We start from the raw sequence: 15978 nt of genomic DNA, 5'->3' as shown, positions 1-15978 counted from the left end.
CATGACGATCCGTAAGAAAAGGGTTGACTGCGTCATTGTGGGTTTTGGCTGGACGGGTGCGATTCTCGGCCAGGAACTGACCGACGCGGGCCTCGACGTGGTCGCGCTCGAACGCGGCGCGATGCGCGATACGCCGACCGATGCCGCCTATCCCAAGGTCATCGACGAACTGAAATATGCCGTGCGCGGCACGCTCTTTCAGGATCTGTCCGCGGAAACCGTGACGGTCCGCCATGGGCCGGACGACCTCGCGGTACCGTACCGCCAGAACGGTTCGTTCCTGCTCGGCAACGGCGTCGGCGGGGCGGGGTTTCACTGGAACGGCATGCACTACCGCATCCTGCCGGAAGAATTGCAACTGCGCACACGCTACGAAGAACGCTACGGCAAGCACTTCTTTCCGGAAGGCATGCAGGTGCAGGACTTTGGCGTCACCTATGACGAACTCGAACCGCACTTCGATTTTGCCGAGAAAGTGTTCGGCACCTCGGGCACCGCAGGCAATCTGAACGGCGTGATTCAGGCCGGCGGCAACCCGCTCGAAGGGCGGCGCACGAGCGGCTATCCGACGCCGGCGCTGAAAAATTCGCTCGGTGCCCAGCTCTTCGAAAAGGCCGCACGCGAGGCCGGCTTCCATCCGTACCCGGCCCCTGCGGCCAACTGTTCGCAGCCCTACACGAATCCTTATGGCGTCCGTCTCGGGCCCTGCAATTTTTGCGGCTTCTGCGAGGACTTCGGATGCTACATGTATTCGAAGGCCTCGCCGCAAACGACGATCTTGCCGGTGCTGCTGAAGAAGCCGAATTTCGAACTGCGCACGCATGCCTACGTGACAAAAGTGCTGCTCGATGCGGACCGCAAGCGGGCGACTGGGGTCACCTATATCGACGCCCAGGGCCGCGAAGTCGAGCAGCCTGCCGACCTCGTGATCGTCGCTGCGTTCCAGATGCACAACGTGCGGTTGCTGCTGCTCTCGGGCATCGGCACGCCCTACGACCCGAAAACAGGCAAGGGGGTGGTCGGCCGCAACTACGCCTATCAGATGAACGGTGCGGTCAACGTGCTGCTGCCCAAGGGTACGCTGCTCAATCCGTTTATCGGCACGGGCGCGGGCGGGGTGGGGCTCGACGATCTGAACGGCGACCAGTTCGATCATGGCCCGCTCGGCTTCGTCGGCGGCGCGAGCATCCGGCATATCCGGCTTGGCGGCCGCCCGATCAACCAGACGCCGACCGTGCCGGGCACGCCCGCCTGGGGTAGCCAATGGAAGGCGGGCGTGGTCGATGCATACCAGCGCTACATGACGATCGGCATTGCCGGCTCGGTGATGCCTTATCGCGACGCTTGCCTCGACCTTGATCCGACCTACCGCGACGCTCACGGTGTGCCGCTGCTGCGCATGACCTTCGACTGGCACGACAACGAATATTCGATGCTCGACTACATGGGCAACCGCATGGAAGAGGTGGCACGAGCAATGAAACCCGATGCCTATTTCAAGGCTATCCGCAAGAAAGGCCAGCGTTACGACACGCGCATCTACCAGTCGACGCACACGACGGGCGGCGCGGTGATGGGGGCGTCCCCCGAGACGAGCGTGGTCAACAAGTATCTGCAAAGCTGGGACGTGCCCAACGTGTTCGTGATGGGGGCATCGGCGTTTCCGCAGAACATGGGCTACAACCCGACCGGCGTCGTGGCGGCGCTCGCGTATCACTCGGCGCGCGCTATTCGCGAGCAGTACCTGAAGCAGCCGGCGCCGCTGGTGCAGGCTTGAGGAGATCGCGATGAAAACGGGCAAGATGGCGAGGGCTGCCGCGTGTGTGACGATGTTCGCGGCGTGTGCATATGCATTCGCGGACGACCTGCGTGGCGGTGCGCCACCGGTTGCGCACGCAACGAGTCCGGAGGGTGCGGATGCGCAGCTGGTCGAGAAAGGGCGTTACCTCGCGGCGGCCGGCGACTGCATTGCGTGCCACACGGCGAAGGGCGGCCGGCCGTTCGCCGGCGGCCTGGGGATTGAATCGCCTGTCGGCACGATTTATTCGACGAACATCACGCCGGACAAGAAGACAGGGATCGGTCACTACAGCTACGAGGATTTCGACCGTGCGGTGCGTCACGGCATCGCGAAGGACGGCGCGACGCTGTACCCTGCGATGCCGTATCCGTCGTACGCGAAGGTTCGGCCTGCGGATATGAAGGCGTTGTACGCTTATTTCATGCAGGACGTGCAGCCCGTCACGCAGGCGAACAAGCCGGCCGACATTCCGTGGCCGCTCTCGATGCGCTGGCCGCTGCGGTTCTGGCGCATGGCGTTCGCGCCCGACGCTGTCGCCGACGATGTTCCGGCCTCTGGCGATCCGGTGGCGCGCGGACGTTATCTGGTGGAGGGGCTGGGGCACTGCGGCGCGTGCCATACGCCGCGCGGCCTCGGCTTGCAGGAAAAGTCGCTTGCTGACGACGGCCGCGTCTTCCTCTCGGGTGGAGCGATTGACGGCTATCTTGCGAAAAATTTGCGCGGCGACCCGAAGGACGGTCTCGGTACATGGACCGGGGACGAGATCGTCGCATTCCTGAAAAGCGGACGCACCACGCACTCCGCCGCTTTCGGGACCATGGCAGAGGTGGTCGAAAATAGCACGCAGCATATGAGCGACGCGGACCTTGGCGCGATTGCCGCGTATCTGAAGACACTTTCACCGGTGGATCCGCACGGCCCGGCATTGAGCGCGGATAGCCGCGCGACAGGGAAGCTGCGCGAGGGGACCGACCGCAGCAACGGCGCGCTGACGTTCGTCGATAACTGCGCGGCGTGCCACCGTACGAGCGGCAGCGGATACGAGAGCACGTTTCCAAGGCTCGCGCTCAGTTCGGCCGTGAATAGCGACGACCCGACTTCGCTGATCCACATCGTGCTGACGGGCGGTGAAATGCCCTGGACCAAGGCCGGCCCGACGCACTACGGCATGCCCGGTTTCGCAGACCGTCTGACGGACCGCGATATCGCCGACGTACTGACGTTCGTGCGCGCCAGCTGGGGCAACCGGGCGTCCGCGGTCAGCGCCGAACATGTCGCGAGGGTTCGCAAAAGCGTGGGAGCGGACGCGCCGCCGGTGAGAACAGCGCTTTATTTGAGGGAGCGCGTGGAGGACTGAGGCAACGCAGGCGGCTCGGCACGGGGGTGCCGCTTGCCCATGTGCAGATCTTTCATAGAAATTACAGCGGCTCAATTGTCTAGGCCATTCTGAAATGTCCGCTTTCCAGCCAAGTTCAAATGTCCGCTTTTGCAAGGGTTAAAACTCTGTTTCCTGACGCTTCAACTCACGCAGTGTCGAAGGATTGCGCCTGAACGGGCAGGGTGCTTACGTCAGGTCCACGGCTCCTCGCAGCCCGCCGGCCAGGTTTGGAAGAACGTGCTGTTCTGCTTTGCGCGAGTGCCGTGACGACCTGTTCGACATCGGCCTGCGTGAACTCGCGCTGCTTCTTTGTCCCCGGCGGCCGTCCCGGTTTGCGCACCTCAAGGCCCTGATTCGTGCGTGACGGAGCGTCCGATGCCCGCCGGTTGTCGCGCTGCGCCTGTACCGCCTGCGCGACCTGCAGCACATGCGCCAGCCGCTTGTGCTCGATCACGGCGCCCTGATCGATTTCCGCCAGCCGGTCATATTGCCGGCACACCAGCACGCAGCCATCTGCGCGAATCTCGATACGTCCGTCCGGATACTCCCACACGTCGATATACCGATGGATCAACCGGCGATTGGCGACCGTGTCATCCAGCAGGTACAGCACGCGGTCGTACTGCACCGTCAATGACTTCGTCACACGGCGTGTCTCGCGCCACGTCATCAGCAGATCGAGATCCTCATCCTCACGCAGCGGACGGTGTGCATCGAAGGTGCTCCGCGGTGGCTTTGCAAAGCGCGCGTTGTACGCGGCCATGAAGGAGGGCGCAAAGGCATTGGCGTCGCTCAACGTGCTGATGCCGCGCAGCCTTAACTCCTTCACCAGACGGTCCTGCAGCGTCAGATGCGCGCGCTCCACGCGCCCCTTGGCCGAACTCGAGTTCGCGCAGAACGTGTCGATGTTCAGCTCGTACATCGCCCGGCCGAAGTGCGTCACGCTGCGCCCCGTACTGGCCGCGGACGCGCTGCGAAACACACTGGCCTTGTCGCTGTAGAACGCCCCCGGCTTGCCGTAACGTTCGATGTACGCACGCGTCGCCTCGAAATAGCTGAACGTCGACTCGCTCGCCGTGAAGTGCAGATGCATCAGCCGGCTCGTGGCGTCATCCACGTACACCAGCAACGTGCATTGTGGTGCGCGCTGCTCGAACCACGCGTGCTCACTGCCATCGATCTGGATCAGCTCGCCCAGACACGCCCGGCGTGCCCGCGGCTGGTACACCTTCGGTGGACGCTGTCGCCGCGGCACCCACAGACCGGCATCCGTCATCAGCCTCCGCACCGTTTCCTTCGCGAGCCGGATGCCATGGCACTCGACCAGCTTCTCGCAAGCCAGCGTTGGCCCGAAATCCGCATAGCGCTCACGGATGATCGCCAGTGCCCGGTCAGCCGTCGCCGCATCCAGCCGGTTATTGCTCGGCTTCGAGCACTTGCCAGAGATCAGGCCGCGTGGCCCGTCCTCGCGCCACCGGCCAACCAGTCGCCGGATCTGCCGCGTCGTCAGCCCAAGCCGCTCAGCCGCACGCCACGGCTTCAGCATCCCGTCGGCCACGCCCTGAATCACCTTGACCCGGTCCAGTTCGCGCATCGTCATCGTTATCCGCTCTGTTGCAGCCATCGAAGCCTCCAGCGCCGGAAACGGCAGCCGGACAGCTTACGCGTCGAAAAAGCGGACATCTGAACTTAGCCAGAAGCGGACATTACAACTTAGCCGCTACAAATTTTCGGTTGATAATTTATCTTATGTCAAATATTGCAAAAGCATCAAGGAATGGCACTCCGAGCCAATGTTCCCTGACCCGCCAGATGATTTTCCGCCACCGGCACCCGGGGCCCTGAAACGCCAATGCCTTCTCGCAATAATTATCGGCAAATTGCTTACCATGCCTTCTCCTTTCATGGCGAGTGGTTTAACGAATTGGGGATCAAGCCATGACCAACGCCATGACCTATAAGGGATATTTCGCCCGTATCGAATTCGATGGGCGCGACAGCATCTTCGTCGGCCACGTGCTCGGCGTCGACGACAAGATCAGCTTCCACGGCGAGACCGTGGGCGAACTCACGCGCGATTTTCATGCGGCAGTCGATCACTATCTGGAGGATTGCAAGCGTGAGAACCGCAAGCCGCAAAAGCCTGCGTCGGGGAAGCTGATGCTGCGCATCGCACCGGACATTCACGCGCAGATCGGCATAGCGGCGGCCGCTTCCGGCGAGAGCGTGAATCAGTGGTCGGAGGAAGTATTGGGACGTGCCGCGCGCGAAGTGCTTGAGCGCGCAGCGCATGCGTGACGCTGCCATTCAGGCCCGATGAGCGATTGCTTCGCGTAGCGGCTGGCGGCGAATATCCGACCACGACGTCGGCCGACGACGTATATCTGAAAGGCTTGCAGTACAGCGCCTCCACGCCCATGCGCTTCATGAGCGTGCGCACGCGGCGGCGGCCGACCTCGCCGACCCATGTCTCTTTCCAACCTGGCCACTCGGACAGGACCATTTGAATACTGATATTCTAAATTTCACCAATCATCGAAAAAGACGGAACACGGCGATGGCATTCGATCGCCGAATTTGTCAAATCACAAAACATCGGTCTTCACGCTGAGACTTTGTCCGGGAAATTTCGGCGATACAGAATCCTGATATCAATTCTGGTGTCGCCGACTTCCAGCAACGCGCACCGCATTGCACCGCCCCCGCCCGCCCGAGGCAAACAGCAGGCGTTCCCCCTCGCACGCGAGAGCGGGAACGCCATCACGCCCCGGGGCCGGACGCGTCCGAACCCGATGACGGAACTCAGAACGTATGCCGGATACCCACATCCACACCGGTCGTCGTTCCCTCGACGCCGGTCAGTCCGCCGTCCACCGACAGGCCCGTGTTCATCGAACCGTGGTTATTCACCATGCCGAATTGCGCGTACAGCGTGGTCTCCCGTGAAACCAGGTAGTTCGCGCCCACGGCTCCCATTACCGAGTGGTTGGTCGAGTTGTCCCGGTCGCTCGTCACCCAGACCCCTCCGTTGATGTCCAGATCCGGCAGCGCCAGATAGTCGAGTCCGCCGCCATAGACGTTGGCGTTGAATGCGCCCGCAACCTTATAGTTCACGAAAGACGCCTTGGCCGTCAGCGCACCGAACTTGTATGCCGCGCCGAGCGTTCGTCCTTCGAATGCCACCGTTGTCGGAACCGGCGTGTCCGCGGTACCGCCGGCATTGCCGTCGTAGATCGAGGCGTTCACCATCAGGCCGGCGTGCTCGTACTTCAGGCTGCCCGAATATTGCCGCCCTGCCTGGAAATCACCCGCCTCGCCGCCCAGCGCAACCATCATGCTGCCCTGGAATCCGGCGATCTTCGGGCTCGTATACGACACGGCATTCGCGTTGAAGATACCGGTCAGGATCACGTTGTCGGCGTAAGTGATCAGGCCGCTGCCGAACTGTGACAGGTCGCGCGGATCGGAATCGTAAATCGCCAGAAAGAACGGCGAATACTGCAAGCCGACCTTGACTTCCCCAAACCGCTCGTCGCTCAGCGCAACCCAAGCCTGGCGGCCGAACAGATTGCCGTTCGAATCGTTATAGCCGCCGTTCGCGATACTGATGCCGCTTTCGAGTTCGAAGCTCGCCTTCAGTCCCCCGCCGAGATCTTCGTTGCCCTTCAATCCGAATTGCGATGCCGACAATCCGCTGTCGATCATCGAAAACTGGCTGCCGGCGTTTTGCCCGGTCACCGCATTCGGCGTTTTGCTCGTATAGAGCAACCCGCCGTCGACGGTCCCGTAAAGGGTGACGCTGCTTTGTGCGAAGCTACTCGTGCTCGCCGCGAAGCCCAGTGCGATAACGAGTAAATTCAACTTCCGCATGATGTGTACTCCTCTCTATTGTATAAGCGCATGATCCGCAAAAGATCTCGCGATCCCGAAGTCGAGTGGTCTCATCGCATCCTTCGGCCCGCTACGATCCCGGCACCCGGACGATGTGATGTCACGCCGATTCACTCCGGACAGCTGGCGAGCCGCCGTCATCGACAAACAGCGGCCCCTGTCCGGCGCCAGGGCGCGTGCCTGATAGTGCAACGATGCCCCGAGCAGGGAAAATTGTTGCTGGTTTGATATTTCAAGTCGAACCAGAAAATTAAATCATCGTCACAACAAAATCACATGCGCATCTTTATATTAAATATGATTTCATGAAATCATGCCGAAGCCGCGTGCCGGCTGGGTATGGCAATATCCGGTAAAGGATATTTCGCCTTTTTATTTTAAACAAGACATGTAATTCGCCGGAGAAAAAGCGTTGCTTTTCCGCGAGGAAAAGCGCGAAGGATATCGAAACGTGAGGCGGCATCGGGCGCACATGGCGCGCGCGTCGGTGCTCGTAACAGGACGGCGATCAGCCGTGCGACCGATCGCGTGCGAAGAAGAGGAAACGGCTTATGCGCGGACGGCGCGCTTACGCGTCCAGCAACAGTTGCGGCTCGAACGCGACCCGCGCGCAGCCCCAGTGACGTCCGTTGATTTCAATCGGCATCGAAAACACGCAAGCCACCTCGCCGGTATCGCGCAGATAGGTCTGCAACAGGTAGTGCCCACGAAATGTCGCCGACCGTTTGCCGGTATCGTCCGCGAAGATGCGCTTATGCCGGCTCGTGCGCAGATCGATATCCGGATCGCCGGTCAGCGGCGCGGAGAAGCGTCGATGGTGGGCAGGCATATAGCAGTTCGAGTCGTACGCCACCGCGAAAATCAGCTCGGGTCGCGCGTCGAGCATCGCGTCGAACAGACGCTGCAACTCGTCCTCGACCGCTTCGTCGTAGGCGGTCGTGTATTTTTGCGGCGACGTGCCGGGTACTTCCCGATAATGCTGGTCGAACACGTCGGTGCCGCGCTGCACCTCGCTTGTCAGATACCGTTGAACGCGGTCGCGAAACGCGCTGACGTCGCCCAGCAGCACGTCGTATACGCTGCCCGGCACCGAAAACGCCGCGCCGATCTCGTGGAGGTTCTCGGTCCTGTCACGCAGAATCATGCCGCTCTCCCGCGCGCTCGTCATCGCGTGCGCGACCGCGTCGGAACGCTCGCGAATCTCGTGGACCTGCGTCGAGAGCGTCAGGTTCGCGCGCTGTATTTCATCGAACGCGTGGCGCACCCGCGCCATATCCCGGTCGGTCGCCTCCAGCGCGGCGGCCACCTCCGCGAAGCGGGTCACGCTGCGGTCGATCACCTCGGTGCAATGGCTGCTCGTGTGATGCACCTCTTCGACCTGCTCCTGCAACGCGGTGACGCCCGTCATCGTTTCACCGGCGATGTTCGCAATCAGGCGGTTCGCGTCCTGCACCTTCCTGGCAAGCAGTTTGACCTCGGCGGCTACCACGGAAAATCCGCGGCCCGCCTCCCCTGCCCGCGCTGCTTCGATCGAAGCGTTGATTGCGAGCAGTTGCGTCTGCGCCGAAATGCCGTCGATCAGCTGGACGACGTCGCGAATCCGCGCGGTGCGCTCGCGCAGCGCACCGATACCTTGCGCGGCCACGCCGAGCTCGGCGTGCGCGCTGCGATTGCGCGCGGACACGTCCGCGAGGTCGCGGTGGGCCTCGGAAATCGCATTCCGGTTGTCGGCGGTCGATGCGAGGACCGTATCGACATGCCCGCTCACCGACGACACCGCGCGCGCCACGGCCACGCTCTGGGCGTCCGCGTCGGCAGCGAGCGTGCGCTGCTGCAGCGTCAGCTCGCCGGTAGTCTGGATATGCCGGCTGAGCCGCGCGGCTTCGATGCCGATGCGCGTACCGGTGGTGCGCAACGCGCCGATCAGCGCCTTCACCCGCTGGCGAGGCGAGCGGAGCGCGCCGCGCGTCATCGCGCGAACCAGTGCGCGCGGCCAGAAGCTGCGCGGTGGACGGCGGGTCGTCGCGTCGACCGCCCGTTCCCCGCCGGCCACCTCCGTACGCATCGCATTGCCTGAATCCTGTGCGTTCATCCGATTTCCCCGGTCGTTCCATTCGCACCGTCGAACGTACTACACTAAGCAGTCCGACATAAAAAAGTGGCGCGGATCGTGACGATCGGCGCCAGTAAAATGTCCCCGTGGAAAAAGCGGGACATGCGTGAAGCTCGATGCGCCGCGCGCGTCGCGTTCCGGCGCGCGCGGATACGACGTCCGCCCGGGTCGCGGCGCGGCTTCAGACCACGCTATAGCTCGCGCCGTTGCCGAGTTTCAGTGCATAGTTGCGGGCCGCTTCCATCGCGACCTCGACCAGCCGCTCGGTCCATTCGGAACCGGAGCGCCAGGCGACGACAAAGGGCATCGGCGACGGCGTGGTCAACCCTTCCAGCACGCACAGCAGGCCTTTCTTCAGCAGATCCGGTGCGAGCGCGGGCGGCATGGCGGCCACGCCGAATCCGGCCTGCGTGAGCATGATCATTGCCGCGACGGAATTCACGCAACTGACCTTCGCGTCGCTGATGCCGCTCGACTGCATCAGCCGCAGCAGGTCCTGATGCGGGCGCGAATGGCGCGAGTACGTGATCAGCCGCTCGCGGCCCAGCCGGCGCAACGCTTCGGCCGGCGACATGCCGTCGAAGCCGCGCGCCACTTCCGCGTGCGACGCCGCGATCCAGCTGACCGGCAACTGCAGCAGTTCGATGCTGCGGATCGTTTCGTCGCGCAGCATGTCGGTCTGCAGCACGAGGTCGAGCATTCCGCGCCGCAACTGCTCGTTCAGGTTCAACGCGGTATCGGCGGTGACCTCCATATCGAGGTTCGGATACTGCCGCATCGCGTCGGCGATGAAATCGGTAAACCACGAGTGGATCGCACTGTCCATCGCACCGATGCGGATCGTGCCGAACGCGAGCTTCTCGTCCTGCAGCGACTCGCGCAGCCGCGACATCGATTCGCTCACGTGCTCCGCGTGCAGCAGCACACGTTCGCCCGCGCGCGTGAGCATCACGCCCTTCGGTTCGCGAATGAACAGCTTGGTCCCGAGATCCTGTTCGAGTACCGAGATCCGGCTCGAGACGGCCGCCTGCGTCGAATGCAGTTTGTCCGCGGCCAGGCTGAAGCTGCGCAGCTTGGCCACCCAGATGAACGTCTCGAGAAACTTCAGATTCACTTCCGGTCTCCGCGCCGCCGGCTTCGCCCGCACCCCCTGGCCGATTCCGGCAGACCTCGTGCAGGAGCCTGCAAGCCGCGGCGATGGTGGGCTTTACAGGTTCATAAAAGTATTCATCAGAAAAATGTTGATGACAAGCAAGACGATCGCCGTCGGCACCTGAACCTTGATCACCGCATTCTTGTCCGGCAGTTCGAGCAGCGCGGCGGGCACCATGTTGAAGTTCGCGGCCATCGGCGTCATCAGCGTGCCGCAGTAGCCCGAGAACATCCCGATGGCCGCCATCACCGCCGGGTTTGCGTGGAATATGCCGACGAGGATCGGCACGCCGACCCCGCCCGTCATCACCGGAAACGCGGCGAAGCCGTTGCCCATCACCATCGTGAAGACCGCCATGCCGATGCAGTAGACGGCGACCGCGACGAAGCGGTAGTCGAGGTCGATGTACGTGGTCGTCACGTGCGCCACCGCCTTGCCGACGCCCGCATCGGAGAACACGAGGCCGAGCATGCCGAGCATCTGCGGCAGCACCGCGGCCCAGGAGAGCGCGTCGACGAGGCGGCGCGTTTCCTTCATCGACTGGCCGACCGAGTCGCGCGTCATCCAGCAGGCAAATGCAAGTGCGATCACGCAGCCGATGCCGAAGCCGATCAGCGTGACGTTCGCCAGCTCGAACAGCGGCACGCCGCCGAATACCAGATGGCTCGCCGCCAGCGAGATCACCACGGTGACGACCGGAATGGTCAGCGCAGGCATGAACAGCTTGTTGCCGAGCCGCTGCGCGCTCGCCTGACGGGCTTCGAGCGACAGCGTTTTCTCCTTGCCGGCCGTCACGCCGCCGAACCCGGCGATCAGCGCCATCACGATCACCAGCGCGCCGACGAGCGGCGGCGGCAGCAGTTCGCCGACGAGAAAGATCACCGCATAGATGATCCAGAAGCCGCCGGCCGCAAAGCGGCGCGGATGCTCCCTGTCGGCGAGGATCATGCCGCCGACGATCAGCAGCACGATGCCGAGCAGCCAGAACAGATATTGAATGGTGAGCGTCATGCTTCGTCTCCGGTAGCAAACTGGGTATGCGGTGTCGCGCTCTCCACGCCCTTCGCGCCCTTGCCGAGCAGTTCGCGGTCGAGCTTGCGGTCGAGCAGATACAGCCGGACGCCATGCACGACGAACGCGCTGATCGCAGTCGGAATGCCCCACACGGCGACGTGCATCGGCTGCACGTTGATACCGGCTTCGCGCAGGAAGGTGGTCATCAGTACGATCGCGCCGAATGCGACGAAAACATCTTCCGCAAAGAACAAGCCGACGTTGTCGGTGGCGGCCGCGAGTGCGCGCAGGCGCAGCCGGACGGCCTCTGGAAGCTTGCCGTAGCGGCTTTCGGCGGCGCCTTCGGCCATCGGCGCGATCAGCGGACGCACCATCTGCGGATGACCGCCGAGACCGGTCAGGCCCACCGCCGCGGTCAGCTCGCGCACCAGCAGATAGACGATCAGCAGACGCCCGGCCGTCGCCGCGCGGATCCCCGCAATCCAGGTCTGCGCGCGCTCGCGCAGGCCGTGCCGTTCGAGCAGCCCGATCACCGCGAGCGGCAACAGGATGATCAGCGGAATGTTGCGGGTCTTGATGAAGCCGGTGCCGATCGCCGCAAGGATCTTTTCGACCGGAAAATGCGCGGCCAGCCCGGTGATGATCGCGGCAGCCGTCACGATCAGCATCGGATTGAAGCGCAGCAGAAAGCCCGCGATGATCACGGCGATGCCGATCAGCGGGTAGAGGTTGACTGCATGTTGCATGAACGATTCCCCCTGAAAATGGGTTGAAATGTGCTCGCCGGCGAGGCGAGACGGCGGGCGCCGGTGCGCGGTCCGCCCGCGCACCGCGCGCGGTTAGCCGGCGCGCCCGTAGCCGCCGCCTCCCGGCGTCTCGATGACGAACACATCGCCCGGGAAGACATGGGCCGTATGTGTCGCATCGAAGCGCTCGATTGCGCCATCGGCGCGCTCGATCCAGTTGCGTCCGGCGCGACCGCTCTCGCCGCCCGCGAGTCCGAACGGCGGCACGCGCCGACGATTGGCGAGGATGTTCGCCGTCATCGCGCGCGTGAAGCGGATGCGCCGCACCGCGCCGTCGCCGCCCGTCTGCGACCCGGCGCCGCCGCTGCCCGTGCGGATCGCATGCTGCTCGACGACCACCGGGAAGCGCCATTCGATCACTTCCGGATCGGTCATCCGCGAGTTGGTCATGTGCGTCTGCACCGCCGATGTGCCCGGATGATGCGCGCCGGCGCCGGATCCGCCGGCAATCGTTTCGTAGTACTGATGTGTGTCGTCACCGAAGGTGAAGTTGTTCATCGTGCCCTGCGATGCGGCCATGATGTCCAGCGCGCCGTACAGCGCGTCGGTGATCGACTGCGAGACTTCGACGTTGCCGGCTACCACCGCGGCGGGATAGGCGGGATTGAGCATCGAGCCGTGCGGAATCACGATGTCGATCGGCCGCAGCACGCCTTCGTTCATCGGAATGCCGTCGTCGAGCAGCGTGCGGAACACGTACAGCACCGCTGCCTTGCACACCGAGCGCGGCGCATTGAAATTGCTCGGGCGCTGCTCGCTCGTGCCGGTGAAATCGACCCGCGCCTGGCGCTTGTCGTGGTCGATCGAGACCTTCACCCGCACGGCGGCGCCGTCGTCCATCTCGTACGCGAACTCGCCGCCGCGCAGCGCGCTGATCGCGTTGCGCACCGCTTCTTCCGCGTTGTCCTGCACGTGGCCCATGTAAGCGAGGACGACCGGCGCGCCGTAGCGCGCCACGACGCGCAGCAGCTCCGCCGCGCCGCATTCGCACGCAGCGATCTGCGCGATCAGGTCGGCGACGTTCTGGTCGACGTTGCGGCTCGGATAGGGCCCCGCGAGGAACAGCGCACGCACGTCCGCTTCGAGGAACTGCCCGGCATCGACGATCTTCACGTTGTCGAGCAGCACGCCCTCTTCTTCGATCGTCGTGCTGTTGGGCGGCATCGAGCCCGGCGTGATGCCGCCGACGTCGCCGTGGTGGCCGCGCGCGGCGACGTAGAAGAGCAGTTCGTCGCGCTCGTCCGCATACACCGGCATCACGACCGTGATGTCCGGCAGATGCGTGCCGCCGTTGTACGGCACGTTCAGCATGTAGACGTCGCCGCGCCGCATCGTCGCGCCGTGCTGCTGGATCACGCTCAGCACGCTGTCGCTCATCGAGCCCAGATGCACGGGGATGTGCGGCGCGTTCGCGATCAGGCCGCCGGCGCGGTCGAAGATCGCGCACGAGAAGTCGAGACGCTCTTTCATGTTGACCGAATACGAGGTCTTTTCGAGCGTGACGCCCATTTGCTGGGCGATCGACATGAAGATGTTGTTGAAGATCTCCAGATGCACCGGATGCCGCTCGGTGGTGATCACGCCGGTTGCGAGAGGCGCGTTGTCAGCAGAATGAGTGTCTTGTTCGAGTAGTAGCGTGCCGTCTTCGAGCACGCGTGCACACCAGCCGCGTTGCAGCACGATCGTGGAGATATCCTCCGCGATCAGCGCGGGGCCGTCCAGCACGGCGCCCGGCGCAAGGGTATGGCGCAGATGCAGCGGCACTGGCTGCGTCTGTCCGTCGATGAACATCGGGATCCGCGCGTCGTTGCGCGCGACGCCGCCCTGCGTGAGCAGGCCGCCGGCCACCGATGCCGCCCGCTCGGTCAGGCCGACTGCTTCGACCATCACCGATTCGAGAATCAGCGCCTTGCCCTGCATTACGAAGCCGAAACGCTTCTTGTGCAGCAGCGCGAACGCCTGGGCCATCGTCGACGCATCCGTGAACGGCACTTCCAGCGTCGAATCCGTGTTCTGGTATTTCAGGCGCGCGGCACGCACGACGCGCACCTGCTCGCGCGGAATGCGCTGCGCGAGAATGTCGTTCACCGCGTCGGTTTCGAGCGTGCGGTACGTATCGCGCAGCGCGTCGACCGCGCGCTCGTCGAGCGCGGCCTCGACCGCGCGCTCGCGCAGCACGCGCAGATCCGCGAGTCCCATGCCGAACGCGGACAGCACGCCGGCGAGCGGATGCAGCACGATGCGCCGCATGCCGAGCGCCTCGGCCACCGCGCAGGCCGCCTGCCCGCCCGCGCCGCCGAATGCGCACAGCGCATAGTCGGCCACGTCGTGGCCGCGTTCGACTGAAATCTTCTTGATCGCCTGTGCCATGTTGTCGACGGCGATCGTCAGGAACCCCTCGGCGATCGCCTCGGCGCTCATCGCGCGGCCGGTTTCATGGAATACGCGCTCGGTCAGCGCATTGAATTTCTCGCGCACGATGTCCGCATCCAGCGGCAGATCGCCTTGCGGCCCGAACACCGGCGGAAAATGCGCGGCCTGCACGCGGCCGAGCATCAGGTTGCAGTCCGTGACGGTCAGCGGGCCGCCGTTGCGGTAGCACGCCGGGCCAGGGTAGGCGCCGGCCGACTCCGGCCCTACCTTGAAGCGCCCGTTCTCGAAGCTGCAGATCGAGCCGCCGCCCGCGGCCACCGTATGGATGTCCATCATCGGCGCGCGGACCCGCACCCCGGCCACCTGGGTTTCGAACACGCGCTCATAGGCGCCGTCGTAATGCGCGACATCGGTGGACGTGCCGCCCATGTCGAAGCTGATCACACGGTGCTCGCCCACGGCCTCGCACGTTTTCACCGCACCGACGATGCCGCCCGCCGGCCCGGACAGGATCGCGTCCTTGCCCTGGAAACGCGCGGCCTCGACGAGACCACCGCTCGACTGCATGAACATCAGCGGCACGGAGCCGGTATGACGCGTCACGCGGCCGACATAATCGCGCAGCACCGGCGACAGATATGCATCCACCACGGTGGTGTCGCCGCGTCCCACCAGTTTCATCAGCGGACTCACCTTGTGGCTGACCGAAATCTGCGTGAAGCCGCATTCGCGCGCGAGCGCCTCGACGCGCAGTTCGTGCGCCGGAAAGCGGTAGCCGTGCATCAGCACGATCGCAATCGACGTGGTGCCCGCCGCGCGCGCCGCTTTCAGCGCCTGACGGGTACGCTCTTCGTCGAGCGGGACCAGCAGGTTGCCGTGCGCGTCGATCCGCTCCTCGACCTCGATCACCTGCTCGTGCATCAGTTCGGGCAGCTGGATATGGCGCGCAAAAATATCCGGGCGCTCCTGATAGCCGATGCGCAACTGGTCCGCGAACCCGCGCGTGATCGCGAGCAGCGTGCGCGCACCCTTGCGTTCGAGCAGCGCGTTGGTCGCGACCGTGGTGCCCATCTTGACGACCTCGATCCGCGCGTGCGGCAGCGCGTCGTGTGCGCCGAGGCCGAGCAGTTCGCGTATACCCTGAACCACCGCGTCCTGATAGCGCGCCGGATTCTCCGACAGCAGCTTGTGCGTCACCAGCCGGCCGTCCGGGCGGCGCGCGACGATGTCGGTAAATGTTCCTCCCCGGTCCACCCAGAATTGCCAGCGTGCGGCATCCGCGCTGCCGGCGGATGCGTCGCCCGTCTCAGGGGTCGGTTGCATTGCGTTCATTGCATGAATCTCCGGTCTCCTCGAACTAGAGGGAATGGGCGGGCAACGCATGCGTGGCGCTGCCGCCTCTGTTTGATGGCGGCCATTGTCGAAGCGCGCGGCACGCGAAGTCGAGCC

General features: G+C 64.1%; 10 protein-coding genes. 3 read left to right on the top strand and 7 right to left on the bottom strand.

The features are described 5' to 3' along the window. Nucleotide 1 precedes the first annotated feature (1 nt). Nucleotides 2-1777, top strand: coding sequence for a GMC family oxidoreductase (locus tag AC3AP7_RS23810; RefSeq protein ID WP_487362771.1), 1776 nt, complete (start codon nt 2-4; stop codon nt 1775-1777). A gap of 10 nt (nt 1778-1787) precedes the next feature. Continuing rightward, nucleotides 1788-3158 carry a c-type cytochrome gene (locus AC3AP7_RS23805; RefSeq protein ID WP_487362770.1) on the top strand — a complete coding sequence of 457 codons (1371 nt, stop codon included), beginning with the start codon at nt 1788-1790 and terminating at the stop codon, nt 3156-3158. A gap of 166 nt (nt 3159-3324) precedes the next feature. Here the strand turns inward: AC3AP7_RS23805 and AC3AP7_RS23800 are convergent, their stop codons facing one another. Further along, the gene (locus tag AC3AP7_RS23800) at nt 3325-4803 is read right to left on the bottom strand and encodes an ISNCY family transposase (RefSeq protein ID WP_475764163.1); all 1479 of its coding nucleotides are present in this window, start codon (nt 4801-4803) and stop codon (nt 3325-3327) included. A 314-nt stretch (nt 4804-5117) separates the two neighbouring features. Here AC3AP7_RS23800 and AC3AP7_RS23795 point away from each other — a divergent pair, with 314 nt between their 5' ends. Next, nucleotides 5118-5477, top strand: coding sequence for a type II toxin-antitoxin system HicB family antitoxin (locus tag AC3AP7_RS23795; protein ID WP_487362769.1), 360 nt, complete (start codon nt 5118-5120; stop codon nt 5475-5477). A 504-nt stretch (nt 5478-5981) separates the two neighbouring features. Here AC3AP7_RS23795 and AC3AP7_RS23790 read toward each other — a convergent pair. From AC3AP7_RS23790 to AC3AP7_RS23765, 6 genes are all read right to left on the bottom strand, one after another. Next, nucleotides 5982-7049, bottom strand: a complete 1068-nt coding sequence (locus AC3AP7_RS23790; RefSeq protein WP_487362768.1) for a porin — start codon at nt 7047-7049, stop codon at nt 5982-5984. 589 nt (nt 7050-7638) lie between these two features. Further along, nucleotides 7639-9162 (bottom strand): methyl-accepting chemotaxis protein, encoded by a 1524-nt coding sequence (locus AC3AP7_RS23785; protein ID WP_487362767.1) that lies wholly within the window; start codon nt 9160-9162, stop codon nt 7639-7641. Nucleotides 9163-9364: 202 nt separating this feature from the next. Beyond that, nucleotides 9365-10297: a LysR family transcriptional regulator gene (locus AC3AP7_RS23780; protein WP_487362766.1), complete on the bottom strand. Its 933-nt coding sequence runs from the start codon at nt 10295-10297 to the stop codon at nt 9365-9367. A gap of 93 nt (nt 10298-10390) precedes the next feature. After that, entirely contained in the window at nt 10391-11347 is a 957-nt protein-coding gene (locus AC3AP7_RS23775) for a DUF979 domain-containing protein (RefSeq protein ID WP_487362765.1), read from the bottom strand. Then, nucleotides 11344-12096 carry a DUF969 domain-containing protein gene (locus tag AC3AP7_RS23770; RefSeq protein WP_487362764.1) on the bottom strand — a complete coding sequence of 251 codons (753 nt, stop codon included), beginning with the start codon at nt 12094-12096 and terminating at the stop codon, nt 11344-11346. The genes AC3AP7_RS23775 and AC3AP7_RS23770 overlap by 4 nt, the downstream gene beginning before the upstream one ends. Nucleotides 12097-12189: 93 nt before the next feature. Continuing rightward, on the bottom strand, nt 12190-15852 hold the full coding sequence (locus tag AC3AP7_RS23765) for a hydantoinase B/oxoprolinase family protein (RefSeq protein ID WP_487362763.1): 3663 nt from the start codon (nt 15850-15852) through the stop codon (nt 12190-12192). Nucleotides 15853-15978 lie beyond the last annotated feature (126 nt).

The organism is Paraburkholderia sp. PAMB 6770 (genome assembly GCF_057748135.1).
The sequence above is the reverse complement of the archived record's forward strand: the minus strand, read 5'-3'. Positions and strand labels throughout refer to the sequence as shown.

Bases quoted from the DNA above. Each gene is read 5' to 3' on its own strand.
- AC3AP7_RS23790 (WP_487362768.1), bottom strand. From the start codon at position 7,049: ATGCGGAAGTTGAATTTACTCGTTATCGCACTGGGCTTCGCGGCGAGC.
- AC3AP7_RS23770 (WP_487362764.1), bottom strand. From the start codon at position 12,096: ATGCAACATGCAGTCAACCTCTACCCGCTGATCGGCATCGCCGTGATC.
- AC3AP7_RS23795 (WP_487362769.1), top strand. From the start codon at position 5,118: ATGACCAACGCCATGACCTATAAGGGATATTTCGCCCGTATCGAATTC.
- AC3AP7_RS23785 (WP_487362767.1), bottom strand. From the start codon at position 9,162: ATGAACGCACAGGATTCAGGCAATGCGATGCGTACGGAGGTGGCCGGC.
- AC3AP7_RS23800 (WP_475764163.1), bottom strand. From the start codon at position 4,803: ATGGCTGCAACAGAGCGGATAACGATGACGATGCGCGAACTGGACCGG.
- AC3AP7_RS23805 (WP_487362770.1), top strand. From the start codon at position 1,788: ATGAAAACGGGCAAGATGGCGAGGGCTGCCGCGTGTGTGACGATGTTC.
- AC3AP7_RS23765 (WP_487362763.1), bottom strand. From the start codon at position 15,852: ATGCAACCGACCCCTGAGACGGGCGACGCATCCGCCGGCAGCGCGGAT.
- AC3AP7_RS23810 (WP_487362771.1), top strand. From the start codon at position 2: ATGACGATCCGTAAGAAAAGGGTTGACTGCGTCATTGTGGGTTTTGGC.
- AC3AP7_RS23775 (WP_487362765.1), bottom strand. From the start codon at position 11,347: ATGACGCTCACCATTCAATATCTGTTCTGGCTGCTCGGCATCGTGCTG.